At 57.6% G+C, this 26,576-nt stretch carries 22 protein-coding genes; 9 read left to right on the top strand and 13 right to left on the bottom strand.

Translation table 11 applies throughout. The features are described 5' to 3' along the window. The first annotated feature begins 85 nt into the window (after positions 1–85). Together fklB and cycA are read left to right on the top strand one after the other, a co-directional pair. Positions 86–706, top strand: a complete 621-nt coding sequence (gene fklB / locus ABLU95_RS24360; RefSeq protein ID WP_002886687.1) for an FKBP-type peptidyl-prolyl cis-trans isomerase — start codon at positions 86–88, stop codon at positions 704–706. Positions 707–1,011: 305 nt separating this feature from the next. Continuing rightward, positions 1,012–2,415, top strand: a complete 1,404-nt coding sequence (gene cycA / locus ABLU95_RS24355; RefSeq protein WP_080901605.1) for a D-serine/D-alanine/glycine transporter — start codon at positions 1,012–1,014, stop codon at positions 2,413–2,415. 104 nt (positions 2,416–2,519) lie between these two features. On the opposite strand, the gene ytfE is transcribed toward cycA, so the two are convergent. The 4 genes from ytfE to ABLU95_RS24335 form a co-directional block, all read right to left on the bottom strand. Then, positions 2,520–3,182 carry an iron-sulfur cluster repair protein YtfE gene (ytfE, locus tag ABLU95_RS24350; RefSeq protein ID WP_032454637.1) on the bottom strand — a complete coding sequence of 221 codons (663 nt, stop codon included), beginning with the start codon at positions 3,180–3,182 and terminating at the stop codon, positions 2,520–2,522. 82 nt (positions 3,183–3,264) lie between these two features. Continuing rightward, positions 3,265–4,236, bottom strand: a complete 972-nt coding sequence (locus tag ABLU95_RS24345) for a DMT family transporter (RefSeq protein ID WP_044525189.1) — start codon at positions 4,234–4,236, stop codon at positions 3,265–3,267. Between the two features lie 75 nt (positions 4,237–4,311). Beyond that, positions 4,312–5,136 (bottom strand): AraC family transcriptional regulator, encoded by an 825-nt coding sequence (locus tag ABLU95_RS24340; protein ID WP_023291733.1) that lies wholly within the window; start codon positions 5,134–5,136, stop codon positions 4,312–4,314. A gap of 78 nt (positions 5,137–5,214) precedes the next feature. Continuing rightward, positions 5,215–6,063: an SDR family oxidoreductase gene (locus ABLU95_RS24335; RefSeq protein WP_023291734.1), complete on the bottom strand. Its 849-nt coding sequence runs from the start codon at positions 6,061–6,063 to the stop codon at positions 5,215–5,217. Positions 6,064–6,153: 90 nt separating this feature from the next. Here ABLU95_RS24335 and ABLU95_RS24330 point away from each other — a divergent pair, with 90 nt between their 5' ends. Continuing rightward, positions 6,154–6,525: a helix-turn-helix domain-containing protein gene (locus ABLU95_RS24330; protein ID WP_032429258.1), complete on the top strand. Its 372-nt coding sequence runs from the start codon at positions 6,154–6,156 to the stop codon at positions 6,523–6,525. Between the two features lie 54 nt (positions 6,526–6,579). On the opposite strand, the gene cpdB is transcribed toward ABLU95_RS24330, so the two are convergent. After that, on the bottom strand, positions 6,580–8,523 hold the full coding sequence (gene cpdB, locus ABLU95_RS24325) for a 2',3'-cyclic-nucleotide 2'-phosphodiesterase (RefSeq protein ID WP_101995541.1): 1,944 nt from the start codon (positions 8,521–8,523) through the stop codon (positions 6,580–6,582). A gap of 192 nt (positions 8,524–8,715) precedes the next feature. Here cpdB and cysQ point away from each other — a divergent pair, with 192 nt between their 5' ends. After that, a complete protein-coding gene (gene cysQ, locus ABLU95_RS24320; RefSeq protein WP_023291737.1) occupies positions 8,716–9,459 on the top strand; it encodes a 3'(2'),5'-bisphosphate nucleotidase CysQ in 744 nt (247 codons plus the stop codon). Here the strand turns inward: cysQ and ABLU95_RS24315 are convergent. After that, a complete protein-coding gene (locus ABLU95_RS24315) occupies positions 9,449–10,006 on the bottom strand; it encodes a YtfJ family protein (protein WP_023291738.1) in 558 nt (185 codons plus the stop codon). The two genes, cysQ and ABLU95_RS24315, sit on opposite strands and share 11 nt — an antisense overlap. Positions 10,007–10,329: 323 nt before the next feature. Between ABLU95_RS24315 and ABLU95_RS24310 the strand changes: the two genes are divergently transcribed. Then, a complete protein-coding gene (locus tag ABLU95_RS24310; protein ID WP_002886707.1) occupies positions 10,330–10,536 on the top strand; it encodes a DUF1107 domain-containing protein in 207 nt (68 codons plus the stop codon). A 61-nt stretch (positions 10,537–10,597) separates the two neighbouring features. Here the strand turns inward: ABLU95_RS24310 and araC are convergent, their stop codons facing one another. From araC to msrA, 5 genes are all read right to left on the bottom strand, one after another. Further along, positions 10,598–11,470, bottom strand: coding sequence for an arabinose operon transcriptional regulator AraC (araC, locus tag ABLU95_RS24305; RefSeq protein ID WP_023291739.1), 873 nt, complete (start codon positions 11,468–11,470; stop codon positions 10,598–10,600). 30 nt (positions 11,471–11,500) lie between these two features. Next, positions 11,501–13,510, bottom strand: a complete 2,010-nt coding sequence (locus tag ABLU95_RS24300) for a beta-galactosidase (RefSeq protein ID WP_348880451.1) — start codon at positions 13,508–13,510, stop codon at positions 11,501–11,503. Positions 13,511–13,528: 18 nt separating this feature from the next. Beyond that, complete coding sequence (locus tag ABLU95_RS24295) at positions 13,529–14,761, bottom strand: oligosaccharide MFS transporter (RefSeq protein ID WP_032454642.1); 1,233 nt, start codon at positions 14,759–14,761, stop codon at positions 13,529–13,531. A gap of 200 nt (positions 14,762–14,961) precedes the next feature. After that, a complete protein-coding gene (locus ABLU95_RS24290) occupies positions 14,962–16,299 on the bottom strand; it encodes a hemolysin family protein (protein WP_023291742.1) in 1,338 nt (445 codons plus the stop codon). A gap of 180 nt (positions 16,300–16,479) precedes the next feature. Then, positions 16,480–17,118: a peptide-methionine (S)-S-oxide reductase MsrA gene (gene msrA / locus ABLU95_RS24285; protein WP_264274310.1), complete on the bottom strand. Its 639-nt coding sequence runs from the start codon at positions 17,116–17,118 to the stop codon at positions 16,480–16,482. 209 nt (positions 17,119–17,327) lie between these two features. Between msrA and tamA the strand changes: the two genes are divergently transcribed. From tamA to ABLU95_RS24270, 3 genes are read left to right on the top strand one after another with little or no spacing between them, the layout of a single operon-like run. Beyond that, positions 17,328–19,061, top strand: a complete 1,734-nt coding sequence (gene tamA / locus ABLU95_RS24280; protein WP_023291743.1) for an autotransporter assembly complex protein TamA — start codon at positions 17,328–17,330, stop codon at positions 19,059–19,061. Further along, a complete protein-coding gene (gene tamB, locus ABLU95_RS24275) occupies positions 19,058–22,834 on the top strand; it encodes an autotransporter assembly complex protein TamB (protein WP_348880450.1) in 3,777 nt (1,258 codons plus the stop codon). Before tamA ends, tamB begins: the two co-directional genes overlap by 4 nt. 2 nt (positions 22,835–22,836) lie before the next feature. Next, positions 22,837–23,181 (top strand): gamma-glutamylcyclotransferase, encoded by a 345-nt coding sequence (locus ABLU95_RS24270; protein ID WP_002886724.1) that lies wholly within the window; start codon positions 22,837–22,839, stop codon positions 23,179–23,181. Between the two features lie 144 nt (positions 23,182–23,325). On the opposite strand, the gene ABLU95_RS24265 is transcribed toward ABLU95_RS24270, so the two are convergent. Then, positions 23,326–24,513, bottom strand: coding sequence for a hypothetical protein (locus ABLU95_RS24265; protein ID WP_261901827.1), 1,188 nt, complete (start codon positions 24,511–24,513; stop codon positions 23,326–23,328). Positions 24,514–24,587: 74 nt separating this feature from the next. Next, positions 24,588–25,118, bottom strand: a complete 531-nt coding sequence (gene ppa / locus ABLU95_RS24260; RefSeq protein WP_002886766.1) for an inorganic diphosphatase — start codon at positions 25,116–25,118, stop codon at positions 24,588–24,590. A gap of 403 nt (positions 25,119–25,521) precedes the next feature. Here ppa and ytfQ point away from each other — a divergent pair, with 403 nt between their 5' ends. After that, positions 25,522–26,478 (top strand): galactofuranose ABC transporter, galactofuranose-binding protein YtfQ, encoded by a 957-nt coding sequence (ytfQ, locus tag ABLU95_RS24255; protein WP_008807147.1) that lies wholly within the window; start codon positions 25,522–25,524, stop codon positions 26,476–26,478. Positions 26,479–26,576: the final 98 nt, after the last annotated feature.

Here is a 26,576-nt window from a genome sequence, read left to right as displayed (position 1 = left end):
CGACAAAGTTTTACCCATTTCGCTATGGCTGTTATGCTTCCGGACGCTTTTCTCTTGATGTTTATCACCCAAAAAAGGAACAAAGATGGCAACCCCAACTTTTGACACTATCGAAGCGCAGGCAAGTTACGGTATCGGCTTGCAGGTTGGACAACAGCTGAGCGAATCCGGCCTGCAGGGGCTGCTGCCGGAAGCGTTGGTGGCGGGTATCGCCGATGCGCTGGAAGGTAACCAGCCGCAGGTGCCGGTAGAAGCCGTCCACCGTGCGCTGCGTGAAATCCACGAGCGCGCCGACGCCGTGCGTCGCGAGCGTTTCCAGGCGATGGCCGCTGACGGCCAGAAATACCTTGATGAAAACCGCGAGAAAGAGGGGGTGAACAGCACCGAGTCCGGTCTGCAGTTCCGCGTGCTGACCCAGGGCGAAGGCCCGATCCCGGCCCGTACCGACCGCGTACGCGTGCACTACACCGGTAAACTGATCGACGGCACCGTCTTCGACAGCTCCGTCGCCCGCGGCGAACCGGCAGAGTTCCCGGTGACCGGCGTAATCGGCGGCTGGATTGAAGCGCTGACCCTGATGCCGGTAGGTTCCAAATGGGAACTGACCATCCCGCACAACCTCGCCTACGGCGAGCGCGGCGCTGGCGCGTCGATCCCTCCGTTCAGCACTCTGATCTTCGAAGTTGAACTGCTGGATATTATCTAAACAGCAGAGGCTTCCTCTTCCCCAGCGGCGGGGGAAGCCACAAAAATAGCGTAAAATCCTTAAGTTAAAAATTAATTGGAATTATGTTTTGCATTCATCGCGTATGGGTGTATTTTTGTGAGCTATTTCGCGTTAGATGAGTGATATAACACTCACTTTAAACATAAAATTAACATTATATCTAAATCATAGTATTCATCCCTCCGATTCTTACCTAATATCGACTAGCCCTTGCTGGGGTTAATGACAGACGACAGGCCATCAGAGCCTGAACAACACAGACAGGTACAACAGGAAGAAATCACATGGTAGATCAGGTTAAAGTCGCTGCTGTCGAGCAGGAGCCGACTGAACAATCGCTACGGCGAAATCTCACAAACCGACATATTCAGCTGATTGCAATTGGCGGGGCGATCGGCACTGGATTATTTATGGGTTCTGGCAAAACCATCAGCCTTGCCGGGCCATCCATTATTTTTGTTTATATGATTATCGGTTTTATGCTGTTTTTCGTTATGCGAGCCATGGGCGAATTACTGCTGTCGAACCTCGAATATAAATCCTTCAGCGACTTCGCGGCCGATCTGCTGGGCCCCTGGGCGGGCTACTTTACCGGCTGGACCTATTGGTTCTGCTGGGTGGTGACGGGGATGGCGGACGTGGTGGCGATCACCGCCTACGCGCAGTTCTGGTTTCCCGGACTCTCCGACTGGGTCGCGTCGCTGGCGGTGATCCTGCTGCTGCTGGGCCTGAACCTCGCCACCGTTAAAATGTTTGGCGAAATGGAGTTCTGGTTCGCGATGATCAAAATCGTCGCCATCGTGGCGCTGATCGTGGTCGGCCTGGTGATGGTCATGATGCATTTCAAATCGCCGACCGGCGTCGAAGCCTCTTTCGCGCATCTGTGGAATGACGGCGGCTGGTTCCCGAAAGGGCTGAGCGGCTTCTTCGCCGGCTTCCAGATTGCGGTATTCGCCTTCGTGGGGATTGAGCTGGTCGGTACCACCGCGGCTGAAACCAAAGACCCGGAAAAATCCCTGCCGCGAGCGATTAACTCCATCCCGCTGCGTATCATTATGTTCTACGTCTTCGCGCTGATTGTGATTATGTCGGTGACGCCGTGGAGCTCCGTGGTGCCGAGCAAGAGCCCGTTCGTTGAGCTGTTCGTGCTGGTTGGTCTGCCGGCGGCGGCGAGCCTGATTAACTTCGTGGTGCTGACTTCCGCAGCCTCATCGGCCAACAGCGGCGTCTTCTCCACCAGCCGTATGCTGTTCGGTCTGGCGCAGGATGGTCAGGCGCCGAAGATGTTCGCCAAGCTGTCGAAGCGTGCGGTGCCGGCGAAGGGCTTAACCTTCTCCTGCATGTGCCTGCTGGGCGGTGTGGTGATGCTGATGGTCAACCCGAGCGTGATCGCCGCGTTCACCATGATCACCACGGTGTCGGCGATCCTGTTCATGTTCGTCTGGACCATTATCCTTTGCTCTTATCTGGTCTATCGTAAACAGCGTCCGCAGCTGCACGAGAAGTCCAAATATAAGATGCCGCTGGGCAAATTAATGTGCTGGGTGTGCATGGCCTTCTTCGTCTTCGTACTGGTGCTGTTGACCCTCGAAGATGACACCCGTGAAGCGCTGATGGTCACCCCGCTGTGGTTCGTTCTGCTGGGTGCGGGCTGGCTGTTTGCCGGCAAAAAACGTCTGGCGAAATAAAAGAACATTTTAACGTTGCTTGCAACGGACCGTCATAAAAAAGGCCACCCGGAGTGGCCAAATAAGACGGACAATGTCGAGGGCGCCTGTGGGCGCCTTTTTCGTTATTCTCCTGCGAGGGCACGCGGGAACAGCACGTTATTTTCCAGGCTGATGTGCTCCATCAGATCGTCAATCATCTCGTTGATACCGTTATACATCGCTTTCCAGGTGGTGCACGCTTCCGGCGGCGGCGTCACGTTATGGGTGATATGTTTGATCACCTCCAGCAGTTCACCCGCTTCGTCATGCTCGCTTTCCATCACGCTGATGGGGCCCCCGGCCTGGGCGCCCATCCCCTGTTTGATCATCGGGAACAGGATCTGCTCCTCTTTCATCATGTGGCTGGAGAGCTCCTGCTGCAGCATGGTCAGGTACTTCGTCAGCCCTTTCGGCACGTTCGGTTTATCGGCATGGACCCGTTCCACCTTGGTGGCCTGCAGGATCAGCTCCGGCAGCTGTTCGCGGTGCCGATCATGATAGCGAACGATGATATGGTCGATAATCTCCGCGAGAGGCGCCGCGCGCCAGTCGTGGGTGACGGGCTGCTCGGCCAGTTTCGCCAGCTCGGCTTCGATCACCGCGACATCCAGCGCTTTACGCGATGCGGCGCGCGCCAGCGTCTGTTTGCCGCCGCAGCAGTAGTCCATATCGTATTGACGGAACAGGGCGGAGGCGCGGGGGATGGTCAGCGCCAGCTCGCCTAAAGGTTGGTCACGGAAAGCCATAGCAGTTACCTCGTCATCAGGAATATAAGGTGCATTTTAAATGCATCTTTATGGCGAGGGAATACCCCTTAAGAGGGCCCGGCTACTTTTTTTCGTGCGTCAGCGGTTGCAACGTCGGTTTGTCCGGCCTGGCGCGTACGGCGGAGACCACGCCGAGCACCAGCAGCAGGATCCCGCTCAGGGTTAACAGCGGCGGTAAGCTTTGTCGCAGCAGAAAGGTATACAGGAGCCCGGCCAGGGTTTCGAAAACGATAAGCGGCCCGAGGATCACCGTCGGCAACCGTTGACTGGCAATATTCCAGCACAGCGCACCGACCCATGAGCAGAGCACCGCGATGGCCAGCATCAGCGTAATGAACACCGCCGGGCGCGGGCCGAAGGGCAGGGGGAACCCGGCCTGCTGACCGTGCAGCCAGGCGCAGGCGGCGAGATAACCGGCCAGCGAAACCGGAAGCGTCACCAGCGCCTGAGCGGTAGCCCACATCATCGGCGGTTGATGCGGATTCTCCCGCAGCCAGCGGGCGTTGCGCAGCGCATACCAGGCCCAGCAGACTACCGACCCCAGCGCCAGCGCAATGCCGGAGCCGTAGCGCCACGGACTAAAATCAGGCAACCCCTGGCGCAGTTCCGCGACGTTAACGCAGATCAGGCCGACGGCGATGCAGACCAGCGCCGGAAACAGGCGCCGCCACGGCAGCTTTCCGTCGCGCTGGCTGTAGAGCAGATTGGCGAAGACCGGCAATACCACCGGCAGCGTGCCGATAATCATGGTGGAGACCGGCGCCCCGGTGCGCTGAATGGCGCTGGCCAGACAGACGTAATAGATAAGATTTCCCATCATCGTCAGACCCAGCGCGGTCCACCAGTCGTTCCGGCTCAGCTGGCGCAAACGCGCGCGCCCGAGCCATGCCAGTGGCAGGGCGATCAGACCCAGCGCCAGATAGCGTCCCATCGACTGGAGCATCGCCGGATACTCGGGCACCAGCAAAGGCCCGACAAAGATTAATCCCCACATCAGCCCCGCCAGCAGGGCGTACAACACACCACTAATCATCATTGCATCCATTGTCATCACGGTTGTCTGCAGTGTAGAAGGAGGGCGGGCGGGAATATTGTATGAGATTGCGCATCAGCGCCTGGCGACCTGCTTCTGATAGCGTACCGGCGTAATGCCGTAACGCTGGGTGAAGGCGCGGGTCAGATGAGACTGGTCGGTAAGGCCGACGGCTATCGCCACTTCGGCGGCGGGCATGCCGTGGGTGAGAAACGCCTTGGCGCGCCACAGGCGGATGGCCATCAACATCTGATGGGGCGTCACATGATAGTGGGCTTTAAACTGGCGCTGAAAGTGGTACGGGCTAAGCGCCGCCACCTGAGCCAGCTCGTCGAGGGTGATGGGGCGCATATAGTTATCGTGCAGGTAGTCGCGCACGCGGTCGAAGCGATGTCCTGTCTCGCCCTGCGCCGAGGCATGGTGGGCCAGAGGGCGGAAGGTGTCGATGAGGTCGAGCAGCATTCCCTGCTGGGCCAGCGCATCGTCGCTGTGCCACAGGCCATATATTAGCTGGCCAATCCGCCGGGACCGCAGGGGATCCTCGCGGACCACCTCGCTGAACCACCAGTCGCGCACCCCGGTGATGGCCTCCAGACGGTCCGGCTCCAGATAAATCATCCTGTAGCGCCAGCCGTCGGCGGTTTCCGCTTCGCCGGTGTGCAGCTCGTCGGGATTCATGGTAACAATGGCGTTCGCGGCGGCGATATGCTGGCTGCCACGGTAGCGAAAGCGCTCGGCGCCTTGCTCAATCACGCCGATGCCGAAGGCTTCGTGAGTATGAGGTTCAAAGGCGTAGCGGGAGATATGGGCGTGGTAAAGCTCCACCCCGGGCAGCTGTTCGAGATGGCGAAAGCGCGCACGATCTTTTTCATCACTAAATTGGGGTGGTACGCCCTGCATGCCTGCCTCCCGACGGTTGATCTCTTCAATATGAGAGAGGAACCGCCGGGACGCAACCGCAAAAGCTGAGAGGGGCGGTTACAGCATGCCTTTCACGCTTTCGGCAAGGGAAGTGGTCGGACGGCCGATCAATGTACTCAGGGTGTGGCTGTCGTCAAACAGCCCGCCTTTCGAGGCGCCGACGTCGGAGTCCGCCAGCATATCCGCCAGACCCGCCGGCAGGCCGACGCTTTTCAGCGCGGCGGCGAAGTCGGCTTCGCTGAGGTTCTGATAGACCACGTTTTTCCCGCTGTGCGTGCTCAGCTCGGCAGCCAGGTCGCTCAGCGTCCAGGCGTTATCGCCCGCCAGTTCGTAAACTTTCCCTGCATGGCCTTCACCGGCGATAACGCGGGCGGCCGCGGCGGCATAATCCGCGCGGGTAGCGGAGGCAATTTTACCTTCGCCGGCGGCGCCGATAAACACGCCGTGCTCCAGCGCCGGCGGCGCGCTGGCCAGATAGTTTTCGGTATACCAGCCATTGCGCAGCAGGGCGTAAGCGATGCCAGAGTCGGCCAGCATCTGCTCGGTTTCAATATGCTCTGCGGCCAGGCCCAGCGGCGAAGTGTCGGCGTGCAGCAGGCTGGTATAGGCGATGAATGTCACCCCAGCGGCTTTGGCGGCGTTGATGACGTTGCGGTGCTGTACGGCACGCTGGCCGACTTCGCTGGAGGAGATTAACAGCAGTTTATTCACGCCCTGCAGCGCGGCGGTCAATGCCGCTTCGTCGCTATAGTCGGCCTGGCGGACGACGACGCCCTGCTGGCTGAGCGCCTGGGCTTTGGCCGGGTTGCGGACAATCGCCACAATCTGACTGGCAGGAACGGTTTTAAGCAGGTCTTGCAGAACGTAGTGGCCAAGCTGGCCGGTGGCACCGGTAAGGGCGATCATGGGGCTTCTCCTTCGTGTTTATTGGCAGTTGTGGTAAGCTAACACCTTAACTAACTTTTAGTAAGTACGTACAAAAAGGTAAGTATGAAAATGGCCGAACCGACGCTGAGCGATAAACTGCGCAACGGCAATCTGTTTGCGGAACAGTGCCCGTCGCGCGATGTGCTTAAACATGTCACCAGCCGCTGGGGCGTGTTGATTCTGGTGGCGCTGCGCGAGGGGACCCATCGCTTCAGCGATCTGCGGCGCAAAATGGGCGGGGTCAGCGAAAAGATGCTGGCGCAGTCGCTGCAGGCCCTGGAGCAGGATGGTTTTATCGACCGCGTCTCTTATCCGGTGGTGCCGCCGCACGTTGAATATAGCCTGACGCCGCTCGGTCTGCAGGTGAGCGATAAGGTGGCCGCCCTGGCGGACTGGATCGAGGTTAATCTGCCCGCGGTGCTGGCGAGCCACGGGGAGTGAAAATGTATCACTCCCTGTAGCCCCGGTAAGCGCAGCGCCACCGGGGAACAGGCATTACTGACTCAAATCCAGCTGATAAATGGCGAAGCCGATATCATCGGCGGCCACCTGGCGCATCGGATACTGGGCTTTCTCTTTGATAAACGCCGCGGCTTTGTCGCCAGGCGAGGTCTCAAAACGAATATCCAGCGGCGTCTTACTGTGGATCGGCGCCAGGCGCCAGTTGTTATCCGCCGCCGGATGGATCGCGCCATCCTTCTTCGATTGCGCGCCAATCCACGCCGCCAGCACCGAACGGTTTTCATCCGGTGAGGCAAAGGCGATATGGCTTTCGCCGGTGCCGGCGAATTTACCGCCGTAAGCGCGATAGTTATTGGTGGCGACCAGGAAAGTGGCCTGCGGATCGACCGGTTTGCCATTGAAGGTCAGGCCCTTGATGCGCTCTGCCTGCGGATGGATCATCTGGCACTCGCCGTCGTAGCGGGCCGGCTGGCTGACGTCGATCTGGTAGTTCACCCCGTCAATCACGTCGAAGTTATAGGTGCGGAAGCCGTCCCAGTTGATCAGCGACTGCGGCTTGCTGCTGGCCGGGTCTATCTGGTTAAACTGCCCGGCGGAGCACTCCAGCCACTCCTTGACCTCCTTCCCGCTGACCTTCATCACCACCAGGGTGTTGGGGTAGAGATAGAGGTCGGCGGCGTTGCGGAAGGTGAGCTGGCCTTTTTCCACTTCCACGAAGCTCGCCGGATCGTTTTTACGCCCGCCGACTTTAAACGGCGCGGCGGCGGAGAGCACCGGCAGTTTCGCCAGGTCCGGGTCGCCCTGAATGTAGTGTTCGACGTAGGCTTTTTGCGCCATGTTGACCACCTGCACCGTCGGGTCGTCCTGCACCAGCGCCAGATAGCTGTACATGTTGTCGGCGGACTTGCCGATCGGCTGACTGACGAACTCGCGAGTGGCGTCGTGATCGGCTTTCAGCACCGCCACCAGCTTGCCGTCTTCCGCCGCCAGCGATTTCTTCGCCACCGCGTCGTAGATTGGCCGCGCTTCCGCTTTACTCTGAGTCACCTGCCATTTTCCGCTGTCGTTGTTCAGCACCAGATCGACCACCCCGAGGTGATCGCCCCACATTCCCGGCATTACCGCCGGCACGCCGTTCAGCGTCCCTCTGGCGATATCCGCGCCTTTAATGTTGGCGAAGTCTTTGCCGGGGAACACCGCATGGGCGTGGCCGAACATGATGGCGTCAACGCCGGGCAGCTGGCTTAAGTAGTAGACCGAGTTCTCGGCCATCGCCTGATACGGGTCGGCGGAGAGGCCGGAGTGCGCGACCACCACGACCACGTCAGCGCCTTTCGCCCGCATCTCCGGGATATATTTGCGCGCGGTTTCGGTAATGTCGTTGACCGTCACTTTGCCGCTAAGATTGGCTTTATCCCAGGTCATGATCTGCGGCGGCACAAAGCCGATATAGCCGATGCGCAGGGTATGGGATTGACCGTCGCTGTCCTGAACCGGGGTGTCCTGGATCAGGTAGGGGGTGAACAGCGGTTTGCCGGTTTTGGCATCGATGATATTGGCGTTCACGTAGGGGAATTTCGCCCCCGCCAGCGCTTTGTGCAGGAAGTCGAGGCCGTAGTTGAATTCATGGTTGCCCAGGTTGCCGACGGCATAATTCAGGGTGTTCATCGCCTTATACACTGGATGAACATCGCCCTCTTTCAGCCCCTTAGCGGCCATGTAGTCGCCCAGCGGGCTCCCCTGGATCACATCCCCGTTATCCACCAGTACGCTGTTTTTCGCTTCTGCCCGCGCCTGTTCGATCAGGGTGGCGGTACGCACCAGGCCGAATTTCTCCGTGGCGGCATCTTTGTAATAGTCAAAGTCCATCATATTGCTGTGCAGATCGGTGGTTTCCATGATCCGCAGGTCGACCGTTGCGGCACTGACGCTGGCGGCGATCAGCGTGGCCAGGAGCGTTGCGCTAAACTTAATCATCAGAGGCGTCCTTTTTTTATGAGCGATAGCACAGAAGAAAATGTATTTATATTCTGTTGCTTACAGAAATGTGAATCTTGCCAGAAAAGTGGGCAGCGAAACCGCCATCGTTATCACAGATAGCGGAACTTGCGGTGATGCGATATAAATAAAACAACGAGTTAACGCCACTGTAACCAGACGAGGTGGAGAATGTTAGAACAAGTATGTCAGCTTGCACGGAACGCGGGCGATGCCATCATGGAAGTTTACGATGGAAACCAACCGATCAACGTCGCCAGCAAGAAAGATGATTCTCCGGTCACGGCGGCGGATATCGCGGCGCATAAAGTCATTGTCAGCGGCCTGCAGGCGCTGGATGCCACCATTCCTGTTTTGTCGGAAGAGGACCCGCCGGCCTGGGAAGTGCGTCAGCACTGGCAGCGCTACTGGCTGGTCGACCCGCTGGACGGCACCAAAGAATTTATTAAGCGTAACGGCGAGTTCACCGTCAATATCGCGCTGATTGAAAACGGCAAGCCGACGCTGGGCGTGGTCTACGCGCCGGTGATGAAGGTGATGTACAGCGCGGAAAAAGGCAAAGCTTGGAAAGAAGAGTGCGGCGTGCGCAAGCAGATCCAGGTCCGCGATGCCCGTCCGCCGCTGGTGGTGATCAGCCGCTCCCATGGCAACGATCCCGAGCTGCAGGAGTACCTTGAGCAGCTGGGCGAGCACCAGACCACCTCTATCGGCTCCTCGCTGAAGTTCTGCCTGGTGGCGGAAGGTCAGGCCCAGCTCTATCCGCGCTTCGGGCCGACCAGCACCTGGGACACCGCCGCCGGCCATGCGGTCGCGGTCGCCGCCGGGGCGCATGTTCACGACTGGCAGGGGAAAACCCTCGACTACACGCCGCGTGAATCCTTCCTCAACCCCGGCTTCCGGGTCTCTATTTATTAAGCAGCTTACGCAGCAGGTCGATCACCTGCTGCACCTCCTGCTGGGTGAGCGCGCCGTCTTTGGCCCACTGTACGCGCCCGCTCTTATCCAGCACCACAATCGCGGAGCTCTTCTCGTCCAGCTGCCAGGCTTTTCGCACCAGCCCGTTGCTGTCGACGATAAATTGCGACCACGGGAAGAGCTGTTTATTACTCTCGATACTGTTGCGCACGAACATGCCGGTGCCCGGGATGGCATCGTCGGTATTGACAATGGTGGTGGTCTGATAGCGATCGTGTGGGAAGCTCGCCGCTTTAATCGCCTCGATCAGGTTGGCATTTTTCTCTTTTGCTGACGAACGCCCAGCGATGTGCTGGATGACGCGCACTTTTCCCACCAGCTGCGAGCTATTCCAGTTTTTATAGCTAAACTTATCATTATCCAGAATAAGTTCGCCCCGATCCGCGACGCCGACCGGCGCCACGCGCTGGCCGTCGACAAAGTTATGCGCTGAGGCCAGCAGCGGGAAGAGGAGTAACGAGGCGGCCAGTATGCTACGTAGGGTCATGCGGAATCCTTAATCATTTTTGTGCAGGTGATCCGACCACTTGGTCTCGTTTAATGATAAGTGCGATTGGCGACGATTACCCGCAATGAGGATGCCAGTTTGCGTGTTGACGCACAAATTAGTCGAAAAACGGCGACTTATACTTACTTCATCGTATGTCCGAAACGAAAATTCTGAATTATTGTCATCAAACGGTAAATAAACTTATACACACTGGGTCCCTCTGAGATTCTGGACTATAGTTTTAGGGCATTAAAATTTGCGCTCCCGATACGTGGGCTAACTGTGGCACCACAGGAGCGTAACCCTGGCAGGAGAGAAGAATGAAAATTTTCCAACGCTACAATCCGCTGCAAGTGGCGAAGTACGTGAAGATCCTGTTTCGTGGACGGTTGTACATCAAGGACGTTGGCGCATTTGAATTTGATAAGGGCAAAATCCTTATCCCGAAGGTCAAGGACAAGCTGCATCTGTCAGTGATGTCCGAAGTCAATCGTCAGGTGTTGCGTCTGCAAACTGAGATGGCATAACCTGACACGTAGCAGTACGTAGTAGGTAAAAGACGGCTCCCGATGGGGGCCGTTGATGTTTTCAGCCCTTCATCTCCGCATAGCGTTTGCGATACTCCCCCGGTGGAATGCCGTTATGTTTACGAAACAAGCGGGTGAAATAGACCGGATCGCTGTAACCCACCGATAAGGCAATCTTGTTAAGCGGGAGTGTGGTGCTCTGAATGAGCCACCTGGCGCGGTTGATGCGCTGAGCTTCCCGCCAGGCGTAAACCGTCTGCCCCAGCTCATTTTTGAAAAGGTGCGCCAGACGTGAAGGAGAGATAAATACCATCGCCGCCAGGGTCTCGATTTTTACCTCTTGCGCGATATGGGCGTTAAGGTAGTCGCAGACGGCGTTAATTCGCGGATCGTGGGCGTGGCGGTTGCTGATGGGCTGTTGCTGAAAACAGCGGAGGATCAACCTTTCCAGGGCGTTCATCGCCAGCGCTTCCGACAGCGGCGCGGAGGCCGAGTGGTGGCGTATCACTTCATGGAACAGATCGCGCAGGTGCTGGAGCTGGTCGGGGTCAGCAACGGTCGTTTTGCCGATGCCGTGCGTGGTTTGGTCCCATTTTAGCCAGTCTATCCAGTAGGGGCGGGGAATAAAGTAGATCCAGAGATGGTCCCAATACTCGCTGTGTTCGTCTCTGCCGTAATGATGAGGCACGCCGGGGGGAAACAGCAGCAGATCGTTTTCCCGACACAGAAGAAAGCCATCGCCCGCTTTCGCCCGCGCCTGGCCACGCAGGGTCAGATTGATGATGTAACCTTTCATCCCCTGCGGACGATTAATGTAGTAGTCCAGTTTGGAGCCGCGGGTTATCGGCGTGAAGCCCGCGACAACCCAGGCATTGAAGGTAAAGGTTTTCATCAATGGCGAGAAATTGAGTAGCTCATTGATATCAAGTTCCATTCTCTCTCCCACCTGAGCGTCGCAGCGTCATTACCTTTCGATGATAGTAAATTCCCATGCCCTGAGGCGCAACGGCTGGCCGCTGCGCACTGTTTCCCCGCTCAGCAGGTCGTTCCCCGCCGTTTCGCTACCGAAATCGAGCGTCTCGCCAGAGTAATTGAACAGGAAGTGGATGGTTTTCCCGGCGCGATTACGCATCTTTTTGACCACTAATGGGTAGCGATAGGCGGAAGTGCGCGAGCGCAATGCGAGATCGGCAGTGAGTACATCAAACAGCTGGCTAATCAATCGCTTCTGCGGCAGGAAGCCAACGTACATCGATCGTCCCCGGCCATAATCCGCTTCGGTGGCGGCCGCGTACTCGCCCCATGCCGGATGCTGATAGCGCAGCAGAGTGCGGGTCCCGGTATCCGGCGTCAGCAGCTCCATCCACAGCTCCGCCTGATTGTCGTTGCGGCAATCAATATCCGCGCAGCATGAGCTTACCGTTGTCCCTTCCGGCAGGGTGAACTGGCTGTAGCTGACGCCGCAGCTCTGCCGCAGGATCCCAGGCTGCGCGCTGCGGCGCACTTTGACGTTTTCATCGCTAAAGCCCGATTTAAAGCCGATAAGCGCTCTGCCGCCCTCGGCGATATAGTGGTTGATACGCGCCAGCAGGCCATCATCGGCAGCGTACAGGCCGGGAACGATCAGCACCCGGTAGCGAGAAGTCTCCTCGTTGACGTCGTGGATGATATCGAGGCTGATATTGTGGTCATACAGCGCATCGTGGAAGCGGCGGAAAATATCGTTATAAATATTGCCCTCGGCGTCGCCGGGGCGGAACTGGTTAAGGGCGTCCATTGCCTCATTGCTTATCAGCAGCGCAACGTCGTTTTCGGCCTTCAGCTCCGCCAGCTGCGGCGACAGGCGGGCAAAGTCAGCCCCGATAGTGGTGGCCTCCTGCCAGGTCGGATTACGCGAGAAGTCGTGGCTGAGCAGCCCCTTCCAGTAGGTTTCGAAGGCGTTATGAATCGAATGCCAATGCCAGTAGGAGACCATGGCGGCGCCGGAGGCGATATGGCTGAACGCCTGCAGGCGCAGCTGCCCCGGGAAGGGAGTCCACTGGGCGAAACCCTGCGCCTGCGTTTCCAGCACGAAGTAGTTCTGGCCCGGCTTAAGCGAGCGGGTGATGGCGCCGCCGAAGGCGATTTCCCGCCCGGTCAGGTGCGCCTGGCTCGGGTGATAGATATCAACACCGGCGATATCCAGTGCCTGCGCTGCCGCAAAATGGTCGACCCGCGGCTGCACGCCGTAAGAGTAACCGCGCCATTCAAAATCGAAGTTGTGGGTGACGAACTGGTGCGGCTGGGCGTACTCGCGCACGATCTCCGCCTGCCAGGCCAGATACTCGGTGACCTGCTGGCGCTGATAACGGAAAAAGGCGCAGGCGAGGCTGGCGTTGATGGTATTTTCCACCGGCGGAAAATCCTGCCAGCGGTCAATGCGGTTGCTCCAGTAATCCAGACCGAAATCGTGATTCAGCTGCCGGAGGTCAGGATATTTCTCCTGCAGGCTGCGCACAAAGCCCTCCTGCATATAGCGGCCGATATTGTCGTAATGCTTGGTTTCGTTATCCAGTTGCCAGCCGATAATTGCCGGATGGTGCTGCACATGCGCCATCAGCGTGCGGATAATTTTTTCGGCATAGCGGCGAAAGGTCGGGTTGACGATATCCATGATCTGCCGTGGGCCATACTTTTGCTGCCCTGTGACGGTGGTGACCAGAATATCGGGATGTTTCGCCGCCAGCCAGGCCGGGACCGCGTAGGTCGGCGTCCCGACGATGACCGCGATGCCGGCCTCATGCATCGCCGCCAGCACCCGGTCGATATGGTAGAAATTGTACTGGCCCTCTTTCGGCTCCAGCGTACTCCATGTGGACTCGGCGATACGCACCACGTTAATGCCGGTTTCGCGCATTAAGGCAATATCCTTGGCCAGCCGATCTTCCGGCATATATTCATCGTAATACGCCACGCCATAAAATAACTGAGACATGCAGACTACCTCCTGACATTAATTCGCGGGCACAGGTTGTGAAGAGAACACGCGCGCTTTATCCAGCGTGATAAACGAAATGAGCGTGAAGCACAGGGCAATACTTCCCAGCACGATATAGCTGCTGGTAAAGCCCATTCTCTGGTACATATGGCCGATGCCGGTGGAGAGGAAAATAGAGCTAAAGCTTTTTGAAAACTGAAAACCAATTAAGTAAACCGTCGCAGAAAGCAGGGGGTTAAAGTTAGCGGTAATATATTTAAGCGCCGCGACGAGTAACACCGAGCTTTCGAATCCATGGAGAAGTTTAATCAGGCTGATGGATATCGGGCCAATAGCCCACGCGGAACCGATAATGCGCAAGCTCATAATCAGCCCGCAGTATAACAGCGCATTTTTGGGGCCGATTTTATTCACAAACCACGGCGCAAAGAACATGACGACGGCATCAAGGAAAATCTGCCCTGTCGTTAAATAACCGAAGACTTCTGCGCCCCGGGCTTTACTCTCAAAGAAGTGGCTGTAGTAGATAGCGAACTGCTGGTCATAGGTTTCATAGACCGCGCCCACGCCAATCACATAGAGCGCGAAGAACCAGAATTTTTTAATTTTCAGCAGCGAGGCGGCATCGCGGAGGGTGACCGGAGACGTTTTGCCAGACAGTAGCCCCTGCTGCTGATGGGTGCTGATCTGCATTTTCCAGACAATCACCAGCAGGCAGACACCTGCCGCGCTGGCCAGCCAGAAAATCATGTTCTGATCGATGCCGTAGAGCTTTCCTGCCGCAAAGGTGCCGATCGCGGCGCCGATGCCGCCGAACATCCTCGCCCGACCAAATTCGAAGCCGGAGGCGCGGCTGACCTTATCGATGTAGGCTTCGCAAATCCCGCAGCCTGCGCCGTAGGCCATGCCAATATAGAGGCCGCCAGCCAGTGCGCCGAGGAACACATTTATTTTTAACAGAGGCGCGAAGACATAGATCCAGTATGGGGCGAATAAGGTGATAATGATCGCCAGCATCCACATCAAATTCTTACGATACACCAGCTTATCCGATATAAAACCGAATAATGGCTGAACGCAGACGGCCACAATGGCGGTGAAAGAATAAACCAGACCGACGTCCGTGTAGTTAATACCGATGGTTTCCGTTAACCACAGTGATAAATAGGGGTAGCAGCATCCCCAGCCTATAAAGAAAAACAGGAAAAACAGACAGCTGATAAAGTAATTTTTATTCGACGTTATCATGGTAACCCTCGCTTCCTTTATTCAGGAATATGATCGTGTAGACGCGAGCAACGTTACCTTTTTGCGCACGGGGGAGTCATGAACGTTTCGCTATGGAGCAGTAATAATCTGCTATCGGCAGAGGGGCGTGAGCCGCTTCACATTCGGGCAATAAAAAGGGCGGATGATCATCCGCCCTTAAGAGAGAGAAAAGATGATGCTCAGGCGTTCTGGCTTTCCGCCGCTTCCGACTGCTTGGGCACCAGCACCGTTGGCTTGTTATCGATGCGGGTCACCAGCAGCTGGTCGATACGGTAGTTGTCGATATCCACGACCTCGAACTTATAGCCGGAGAACTTCACCGCGTCGGTGCGCTTGGGGATTTTACGCAGCATAAACATCATAAAGCCGCCGATGGTCTCGTAGTTCCCGGACTGCGGAAACTCGTCGATATCCAGCACGCGCATCACGTCATCAATCGGCGTACCGCCATCGATCAGCCACGAGTTTTCATCGCGAGCGACGATCTGCTCTTCCAGCCCCTGGCCGACGAGATCGCCCATCAAAGTCGTCATCACGTCGTTAAGGGTGATGATCCCGACCACCAGCGCATATTCATTCATGATCACCGCGAAGTCTTCCCCGGCGGTTTTGAAGCTTTCCAGCGCTTCGGAGAGGGTCAGGGTATCCGGGACGATCAGCGTGTTGCGGATCTGCACGCCGCCGGTCAGCACCAGGCTCTGGTTCGCCAGCACGCGGTTCAGCAGATCTTTGGAATCGACGTAGCCGATAATATGGTCGATATCTTCATTACAGACGAGGAACTTCGAGTGCGGATGCTCGGCCACTTTATTCTTCAGGCTCTGCTCGTCTTCATGCAAATCAAACCAAATGACGCTTTCACGCGGGGTCATGGAGGAAGGAACGGTGCGGGACTCCAGCTCGAACACGTTCTCAATCAGCTCATGCTCCTGCTTGCGCAGCACCCCGGCCAGCGCGCCGGCCTCGACCACGGCATAGATATCGTCGGAGGTGATATCGTCTTTCCGCACCATCGGCAGTTTGAAGATGCGGAAGATCATATTAGCCATGCCGTTAAACAACCACACCAGCGGGCGGAAGACTAACAGGCAGAAGCGCATCGGGTTGATGATGCGCAGGGCCACGGTTTCGGGCGCAATCATACCGATGCGTTTCGGAGTCAGGTCAGCAAACAGGATGAACAAGCTGGTGACCAGGGTAAAAGAGATGATGAAGCTCAGCTGCTCGGAGAGCTCCGGTGACATATACCCGCTGAGCAGGCTATAAAACGCCGGGGAGAAGGCCGCGTCGCCCACGATACCGCCCAGAATGGCGACGGCGTTAAGGCCAATCTGCACAACGGTAAAGAAGGTGCCCGGGTTCTCCTGCATCTTCAGCACCCGCTGTGCGTTGACGTTGCCTTCATCGGCCAGCAGTTTCAGTTTGATTTTACGTGAGGCGGCCAGTGAGATTTCCGATATCGAAAAAAAGGCACTGACGGCTATCAGACAGAGTATTACTAAAATACTGTTTAACATATCTTTTCTGACCGTTGAGGTCAGATCCTCGGAAGGGAAGTTGATAACTCAAATGTGGAATACATAAAAAACCGGTCCGAAGGCGCTGGACCGGCTGTCACACTGGATAGTATAGCGTAAGGGAATGTAAAGCCGCCAGAGCGTTCATTAACCGCCTCGCTGTTGAGGCGGAAATCAGAATTACGCCTGAGGTGGCAGGCAGACGCCAATGCCGCCGATGCCGCAATAGCCGTGCGGGTTCTTATACAGATACTGCTGGTGATCGTCCTCGGCATAGTAGAACGGTTTGGCGGTGGCGATCTCGGTGGTGATGTGCCGGGTATCGTGCGCGTCGTTCATCGCCGCCTGGAAGCGCGCGAGGCTGGCCTTTGCCGCTTCCGTCTGTTCCGGCGTCAACGGGTAAATCGCCGAGCGGTACTGGGTGCCGTGGTCGTTACCCTGTCTCATTCCCTGCGCCGGGTCGTGATTTTCCCAGAACACCTGCAATAACTGCTCATAGCTGATGACATGCGGATCGTAGACCACGCGAACCGCTTCCGCGTGACCGGTCTGGCCGCTGCACACTTCGCGATAGGTCGGATTGGGCGTATAGCCGCCAGTGTAGCCGGCGGCGGTGCTGTAAACCCCCGGCAATTGCCAGAACAGACGTTCAACTCCCCAGAAGCAGCCCATGGCGAACAGCGCGACTTCCATCCCCGCCGGGACGTTGGTCATCGAGTGGCCGTTAACTGCGTGGAGCGTCGCCACAGGCATCGGGGTATTGCGTCCAGGCAGCGCATCCGCCTGGGCGACAAGATGCGTTTTATCAAATAGACTCACGGTGGGCCTCTCAATACAGAAATCGTCGTTAAGGTTGTAACGAAGCGTGTCTTTTAACACAATAAATACGCGTAATACGTCTAGATTAATACATAAGAATTATTTGGGTTATTGCCACTTTTTCAACCCTACGTTGTTAGGGTTTTGTTAAGCCGTGGAGCGGCGCCAGTGTTTCCTGTAGGGGGAAACAGGGATATTCAGGAGAAAATGTGCTAAAAATCCGCCAGTTATGTGTCACCAGCCTTTTGCTGGTCAGCGGGATCGCCAGCGCAGCGAATGTGCGTTTGCAGGTTGAAGGATTATCCGGGGAGCTGGAGAAAAACGTTCGCGCCCAGCTTTCCACCATCCAGAGTGATGAGGTCACGCCGGATCGTCGCTTTCGCGCGCGCGTCGATGACGCCATTCGCGAAGGTCTGAAAGCGCTGGGGTATTACGAGCCGACGATTGAATTTGATCTTCGTCCGCCGCCGAAAAGGGGCCGTCAGGTGCTGATCGCCAAAGTGACCCCGGGTGAGCCGGTGCGCATTGGCGGCACCGAGGTGATTCTGCGCGGCGGCGCCCGCACCGACAGCGACTATCTGGCGCTGTTGAAAACCCGCCCGGCCATCGGGACGGTGCTCAACCACGGCGATTACGACGGTTTCAAGAGCTCCCTGACCCGCGTCGCCCTGCGCAAAGGCTACTTTGACAGCGAGTTCAATAAAAGCCAGCTGGGGGTCTCCCTCGATCGCCATCAGGCGTTCTGGGATATCGATTACGACAGCGGCGAACGCTATCGCTTTGGCCACGTCACCTTCTCCGGATCGCAAATTCGTGATGAATACCTGCAAAACCTCGTACCGTTTAAAGAGGGCGACTACTACACCTCTCAGGACCTGGCCGAGCTAAACCGCCGCCTGGCGGCGACCGGGTGGTTCAGTTCGGTGGTGGTGGCGCCTGATTTTGCTAAGTCACGGAAAACCAAGGTGCTGCCTCTGCAGGGCGTTGTCTCGCCACGCAAAGAGAACACCGTGGAAACCGGGGTAGGGTACTCCACAGACGTCGGTCCGCGGGTAAAAGCCACGTGGAAAAAACCGTGGATGAACTCCTATGGCCACAGCCTGACCTCCAGCGTCAGCCTCTCCGCCCCGGAGCAGCAGTTCGACTTCACCTATAAAGTCCCGCTGCTCAAGAGCCCGCTCGAGCAGTACTATCTGATGCAGGGCGGCTTTAAGCGTACCGATCTCAATGACACCCAGGCCGACTCCACCACCCTTGGGTTGTCGCGTTTCTGGGAGATGTCGAGCGGCTGGCAGCGGGCGATCAACCTGCGCTGGAGCCTGGACCACTTTACCCAGGCGAACGTCACCAACACCACCATGCTGATTTACCCCGGGGTCTCGGTGAACCGCACTCGCTCCCGCGGCGGCCTGATGCCCACCTGGGGCGATTCCCAGCGCTACTCGGTGGACTACTCCAACACCATGTGGGGCTCGGACATCAACTTCATCGTGATGCAGGCCCAGGATGTCTGGATCCGTACCCTCTATGACCGCCACCGCTTTGTGGTGCGCGGCAACCTCGGCTGGATCGAAGCGGACAACTTTGACAAGGTGCCGCCGGACCTGCGCTTTTTCGCCGGGGGCGATCGCAGTATTCGCGGCTATAAATACAAATCCATCTCGCCGAAGGACGATGACGGCAAGCTGATCGGGGCCTCGAAGCTGGCCACCGGCTCGCTGGAATATCAGTACAACGTCAGCGGCAAATGGTGGGGCGCCGTGTTTGTCGATAGCGGCGAAGCGGTCAGCGATATTCGCGAAAGTGATTTCAAAACCGGCGCCGGAGTGGGCGTGCGCTGGCAGTCGCCGGTGGGGCCGATCAAGCTGGATATCGCCCGGCCAATCGGCGACAAAGAAGAGCATGGTTTACAGTTTTACATCGGTCTGGGGCCTGAATTATGAGTTTATGGAAGAAGATAAGCCTCGGCGTCTTAATCGTGTTGGTCCTCCTGCTGGGTACCGTCGGGTTCCTGGTGGGCACTACCACCGGCTTGCATCTGGTTTTCAAAGCGGCGGATCGCTGGGTTCCGGGGCTGGAAATCGGCAAAGTGACCGGCGGCTGGCGTGATTTAACCCTCGATAATGTCCGCTATGAGCAGCCCGGCGTGGCGGTCACCGCCGGCCAGTTTCATCTCAGCGTCAGGTTGCGCTGCCTGTGGGACAGCAGTCTGTGCGTAAACGACATCTCGCTGCGCGATATTTACGTCGCCGTCGATACGAAGAAGATGCCGCCCTCTGCGCCGGTCGAGGAAGAGGACAGCGGGCCGCTGAATCTCTCCACCCCTTATCCGATCGCCCTCAGCCGCGTCGCGCTGCATAACGTCAACGTCAAAATCGACGATACCGCGGTCTCTGTGCGCGATTTTTCCACCGGCCTGAACTGGCAGGAGAAAAACCTGACCCTGACGCCGACCTCGCTGCAGGGGCTGCTGATCGCCCTGCCGAAGGTGGCGAAAGTGGCGCAGGAGCAGGTGGTTGAACCGAAAATCGACAACCCGCAGCCGCAGGAAAAACCGCTCGGCGAGACGATGACCGACCTCTTCTCGCAGCCGGTGCTGCCGGGGATGACCGACGTCCATCTGCCGCTGAACCTCAATATTGAGGCGTTCCGCGGCGAGCAGCTGCACCTCACCGGCGATACCGATATCACCGTGTATAACCTGCTGCTGAAAGTCAGCAGTATCGACGGGCAGATGAAGCTCGACGCCCTCGACATCGACTCCGATCAGGGCAAAGTCACCGCCTCGGGCAGCGCCCAGCTGCAGGATAACTGGCCGGTAGACATCACCCTCGCCGGAACGCTGAACGTCGACCCGATGAAAGGGGAGAAAGTGCAGCTGAAGGTGGGCGGCGAGATACGTAAAACGCTTAAGGTCGGGGTGGACTTAAGCGGGCCGGTAGCGGCCACGCTGCGGGCGGACGCGCAGCTGGCGGAGGCCGGGCTGCCGCTCAATATGGAGCTGAAGAGCAAGCAGCTCGCCTGGCCATTCAGCGGCGAGAAGCAGTTCCAGGCCGACGACGTCCAGCTGAAGTTCAGCGGCAAAATGACCGACTACGCGCTGGCCTTCTCCACCGCGGTGAAAGGCCAGTCGCTGCCGCCGGCGAAAATCGCCCTCAACGCCAAAGGCAATGAGCGGCAGATCAATCTCGACAAGCTGACGGTCAATGCCCTCGAAGGGAAAACCGAGCTGAAGGCGCTCCTCGACTGGCAGCAGGCGATCAGCTGGCGCGGCGAGCTGACCCTCGACGGCATCAACACCGCCAAAGAGGTGCCGGACTGGCCGTCGAAGCTCAACGGCAGGATCAAGACCCAGGGCAGCCTGTACGGCGGCAGCTGGCAGATGTCGGTGCCGGAGCTGAAAATTACCGGCAACGTGAAACAGAACAAGGTGGATGTCTCCGGCTCGCTGCAGGGCAACAGCTATCTGCAGTGGAAGATCCCGGGGCTGCATCTGGCGTTAGGCCCGAACAGCGCCGATATCAAAGGCGAGCTGGGGGTGAAGGATCTGAATCTCGACGCCACCATCGATGCGCCGCACCTGGATAATGCGCTGCCGGGGCTCGGCGGGACGGCGAAGGGGCTGGTGAAAGTGCGCGGCACTGTCGATGCGCCGCAGCTGCTGGCGGACATCACCGCCCGGGCGCTGCGCTGGCAGGAGCTGAGCATCGCCCTGGTCAATGTCAAAGGGGATGTGAAATCCACCGATCAGATTGGCGGCAACCTGGACGTGCGGGTGGATCGCATCAGCCAGCCGGGGGTGAATATCAGCCTGGTGCAGCTCAATGCCAAAGGCACTGAGAAGCAGCATGAGCTGCGGCTGCGGGTGCAGGGCGATCCGGTTTCCGGCCAGCTGGCGCTGGCGGGCAGCTTCGATCGTCAGGCCGAGCGCTGGAGAGGCGCGCTAAGCGATACCCGCTTCCAGACGCCGGTAGGGCCGGTAGCGCTGACGCGCAGTATTGCGCTGGACTACCGTAACCAGGAGCAGAAAATCAGCATCGGACCACACTGCTGGACCAACCCGAACGCCGAACTCTGCGTGCCTGAGACCATTGACGCGGGCGCCAGCGGGCGGGCGCGGGTGAATCTCAACCGCTTCGACCTGGCGATGCTTAAGCCGTTTATGCCGGAGGCGACCCAGGCCAGCGGCGTGTTTACCGGTAATGCCGATGTCAGCTGGGACACCACCAAAGAGGGGCTGCCGCAGGGCAAAGTGACCCTCAGCGGGCGCAACGTCAAAGTGACCCAGGTGGTCAATGACGCCCCGCTGCCGGTGGCGTTCGATACGCTGAACCTCAGCGCCGATCTGCACAACAATCGCGCGGAGCTGGGCTGGCTTATCCGCCTGACCAACAATGGCCAGCTGGATGGGCAGGTGCAGGTCACCGACCCGCAGGGGCGGCGTAACCTCGGCGGCAACGTCAATATCAGCAACTTCTCGCTGGCGATGATCAACCCGATTTTCGCCCGCGGTGAAAAGGCGGAGGGACGGCTCAACGCCCGTCTGCGCCTGGGCGGCAACGTGAAAAGTCCGCAGCTGTTCGGCCAGATGCAGCTAAGCGGGGTGGATATCGACGGTAACTTTATGCCGTTTGATATGCAGCCGAGCCAGCTGGCGATGAACTTCAACGGCACGCGCTCGACCCTGCAGGGGACGGTGAACACCCGTCAGGGGCAAATCGCCCTTAGCGGGAACGCCGACTGGACGCAGATCGATAACTGGCGGGCGCAGATTGCGGCGAAGGGCAGCCGGGTGCGGATCACAGTGCCGCCGATGGTCCGTCTCGATGTATCGCCGGACGTGGTGTTTACCGCCACGCCAAGCCTGTTCAACCTCGATGGCAAGGTGGATGTGCCCTGGGCGCGGATCGTGGTCAACGAGGTGCCGGAGAGCGCGGTCGGCGTGTCGTCGGACGAAGTGATGCTCGACAAAAACCTCAAGCCGATTAAGCAGCAGAGCGCCGGGATCCCGATCAACAGCAACCTGACGATCCACGTCGGCAACAACGTTCGTCTGGAAGCCTTCGGTCTGAAAGCGCGTCTGACCGGCGATCTGAAAGTGGCGCAGGATAAGCAGGGGCTGGGACTCAACGGGCAGATCAATATTCCGGACGGCCGCTTCCACGCCTATGGCCAGGATTTGATTGTGCGCAAAGGGGAGCTGCTGTTCTCCGGTCCGCCGGATCAGCCGTTGCTGAATATCGAAGCGATTCGTAACCCGGATGCCACCGAAGACGACGTGATCGCCGGCGTTCGCGTCACCGGCTCCGCCGATCAGCCGAAAGCGGAGATCTTCTCCGACCCGGTTATGTCCCAGCAGGAAGCGCTCTCTTATCTGCTGCGCGGCCAGGGTTTGAGCAGCGGACAGAGCGATAGCGCCGCGATGACCTCAATGCTTATTGGTATGGGGGTTGCACAAAGTGGTCAGGTTGTGGGTAAAATCGGCGAGACGTTTGGCGTAAGCAATTTGGCGTTGGACACCGAAGGGGTAGGCGACTCTTCCCAGGTGGTGGTCAGCGGCTATGTACTGCCGGGTCTGCAGGTAAAATACGGGGTCGGTATCTTCGATTCCCTGGCGACGCTGACTTTACGTTATCGCCTGATGCCTAAGCTATATGTGGAAGCGGTGTCTGGCATCGACCAGGCGCTCGATTTGCTCTATCAGTTTGAGTTTTAGCAATGCGAATATTTGTTTACGGCAGTTTACGACGCAAACAAGGCAACAGCCACTGGATGACCAACGCCCAGTGGCTGGGCGCTCATAGTGTCGACGATTATCAGCTGTACAGCCTGGGCCACTATCCAGGCGCGGTGCCCGGCGAAGGCACAGTACATGGTGAAGTTTATCGTATTGATGCATCGACGCTGGCCGAACTGGATGCGCTCCGCACCAAGGGGGGCGAGTATGCGCGCCACCTGATTCAGACGCCTTACGGCAGCGCATGGATGTATGTCTATCAACGTTCCGTTGAGGGTTGTACGTTGATAGCGAACGGCAACTGGTTGGATCGCGACCAGTATTAACCACGACAGCGCCACCTTCGGGTGGCGTTGTTTTTTCTGCGCCCGCCTCTTACCAGAGCGGCAGATAATCTCTCGCCAGCCACATCGTGGAAGCCAGCGTCGTCAGCGCGAGGAATAATAATCGTCGTGTTGGGGTGTTGAACATTACATGACCTCCTCGGGCGTGGTTTGGGGGGCTGCCTCCCGCAGGTAACGCCGCATCGCCGATCGCAGCTTCAGCCAGTCAGCCACCCGGTGTGACAATAACCAGGCCGTTGGGCCAATCAGCTCCAGTACCGCCAGCATTCCGCCAAAGCAGAGTAACAATAAGGACAGCATGTCCAGCGAATCCTGAACCTGCCACCAGACGCGCCGGCCTGACTGAAGGGCGCTGATGATTTCTATCCCGAGAAATAGCAGATACATCACCAGCGCGAGGCCGTAAAACAGGTAATAAAGCAGCGACAGCGGTCTGCGTCCAGGATAGAGCGGATGGTTTTTTACATAAGCCGCGCCGTCGCTGGCATTGTATAGCGCATGGATCGCCCGGCTGTCGCGCTCGTATACGGCGACGATACGATCGCCAGTGGCAAGAAACGGTGGCTGACGACGATAGAGAACAGGATGCAGCGCGAAATTAGTGCAGCCTGCCTGCCACCAGAAGGCCAGCGGCAGGGAACCGCATTGTATCCCGAGGCCGTGATATTCCCGCGTAGGATTGCCCGCATACCACTTCTTAAAGTGGGTATCGGTGATGATGTCTGTCTTAACCGCATAGCGTTCCGGCAGGGCATGCGTAAAAGGCATCGCCGACCGGCGGACGGCCCGCGGCGTTGCGGGTAGCGGCTGGCAAAAAGAAAAGTCGCGGCGGCGGGCCTGCGCCATCTTCGCCAGCAGATCGCGCATGGCGGGGTGCCGTTTTAGCGCCGGGTGGAACAGCCGCTCGCAGAGCCCGGTTAACAGCGCGATGAAGGCCAGTACCGCGATAATGCCGCAGCCGAACTTTGCCCATTCTGAGGCGCTCACCAGGAGCGGAATAAGGGAGACGATGAGCGTCAGCAGGCTGATAATCAGCAGCGGCCGGGCCCAGCGCTTGACGCGTTGACTGGGCTCAAGGAGCGTTTCACCATCGCTGAGCCAGTGGATCCAGTAACTGCCGTTGTCCAGGCGGCGGGCGCCGAGATACAGAGGCTGATGGGTCTTCAGGCGGTCAAAAAGCGAGGGGTCGTTAAAATAGCGTTTATCGGTATAAAAGACATGGTCGCCGGCGATAAGGCGCAGATACCCCTGTTTTTCAGAGGCGGCGGTTGTGAAGCCAGAAAAGTTAAGAGTGAAATAGCGAACGCTTTTCACGGGACACCCTCCATGGTGTTATCGCGGCTATCCGTGCCGCAATCAGGCAGGGTATGACCCTGCCTGAGACAGAATTACTTCTGCTTAGCGCGCTCGAAAGAGGCAACGATTTCCGCTTTCGCCGCTTCTGCGTTGTCCCAACCGTCGACTTTAACCCACTTGCCTTTTTCCAGATCTTTGTAGTGCTCAAAGAAGTGAGTGATCTGGGCTTTCAGCAGTTCCGGCAGGTCGTTCACATCGTTGATGTGATCGTATTCTTTGCTCAGCTTGGTGTGCGGTACCGCAACCAGTTTCGCATCTTCACCGGATTCGTCGGTCATCTTCAGAACGCCAACCGGACGGCAGCGGATCACGGAGCCCGGCTGCAGCGGGTACGGGGTCGGGACCAGCACGTCAACCGGGTCGCCGTCCAGGGACAGGGTGTGGTTGATGTAGCCGTAGTTGCACGGATAGAACATCGCTGTGGACATGAAACGGTCAACGAACAGTGCACCGCTCTCTTTGTCGACTTCGTATTTGATGGGATCTGCGTTCGCCGGGATCTCGATCACGACGTAGATGTCTTCCGGCAGATCTTTGCCCGCAGGTACGTTGAGTAAGCTCATGTCTGTTTCCTTTAAAATGTATGGCAAACAAGTGCTCGGTATTATAGCCAACTCACATCGAATGTCTTCGCTTCTTTTTCCCGATCTCGCCGTGGAGTGCTCTGAATTTTGCGCGCAATAATGGCATGAAAATCCATAAACATAGCCACATCATGAATAAATTTATGTAACCGTTTTCATTGCATGTGATTGATTTATCAAACCGCTTAAAAAAACGTCATAAACCGCAACAGCCGCGCTCCCTGCGAAGCCTTATCGGCTCTCCACTGGGCAATGGGGCCGTCATTAACATCTCATTTACTTTTTTGAAGTGTGATGTAACGCATTCAGTTACATCACCGATTGTCTATAGTTTGTCCGCAGGTGAGATTTTAACCAACAATAACCCTACGAGGATACCCTTATGTGGAAGCGCTTACTTCTTGTCACAGCAGTTTCCGCAGCTATGTCGTCTATGGCGATAGCTGCCCCGCTAACCGTAGGTTTTTCGCAGGTCGGTTCTGAATCCGGCTGGCGTGCGGCGGAAACCAGCGTCGCGAAAGAGGAAGCCGCCAAGCGCGGTATCACGCTGAAGATCGCCGATGGTCAGCAAAAACAGGAAAACCAGATCAAAGCGGTGCGCTCCTTTATCGCCCAGGGGGTAGACGCGATCTTCATTGCGCCGGTGGTGGCTACCGGCTGGGAGCCGGTGCTGAAAGAGGCGAAAGAGGCCAAAATCCCGGTCTTCCTCCTCGACCGTTCCATTGATGTGAAAGATAAAGATCTCTACATGACCACCGTGACCGCCAACAACGTGCTGGAAGGTCAGCTGATTGGCGACTGGCTGGTGAAAACCGTCGACGGTAAGCCGTGTAACGTCGTGGAACTGCAGGGCACCGTCGGGGCCAGCGTGGCCATCGACCGTAAGAAAGGCTTCGCTGACGCCATCGCCAAAGCGTCGAATATCAAAATCATCCGCTCTCAGTCCGGCGACTTCACCCGCAGCAAAGGGAAAGAGGTTATGGAGAGCTTTATCAAGGCTGAGAATAACGGCAAAAACATCTGCATGGTATTCGCTCATAACGACGATATGGTCATCGGCGCCATCCAGGCCATTAAAGAAGCTGGCCTGAAGCCGGGCAAAGATATTCTGACCGGCTCCATCGACGGCGTGCCGGATATCTATAAAGCGATGATCGCCGGCGAAGCCAACGCCAGCGTCGAGCTGACGCCAAATATGGCCGGCCCGGCGTTTGATGCGCTGGAGAAATACAAAAAAGACGGCACCCTGCCGGAGAAGCTGACCATTACCAAATCGACGCTGTATCTGCCGGATACGGCGAAAGAAGAGTTAGAGAAGAAGAAAAATATGGGCTACTGAGTGAATAGCCCCTCATCCCGACCCTCTCCTCAGCCGGAGAGGGTAACAGGCAGCGTTCCAGCAACCCCGGCAAGCACAGCGCGAACCGGGGCAACCTG

Source organism: Klebsiella sp. GG_Kp146, from assembly GCF_040061975.1.
In the GTDB taxonomy this organism is placed as follows: Bacteria; Pseudomonadota; Gammaproteobacteria; order Enterobacterales; family Enterobacteriaceae; genus Klebsiella; species Klebsiella quasipneumoniae.
This window is presented reverse-complemented; position numbering and strand designations above follow the sequence as displayed.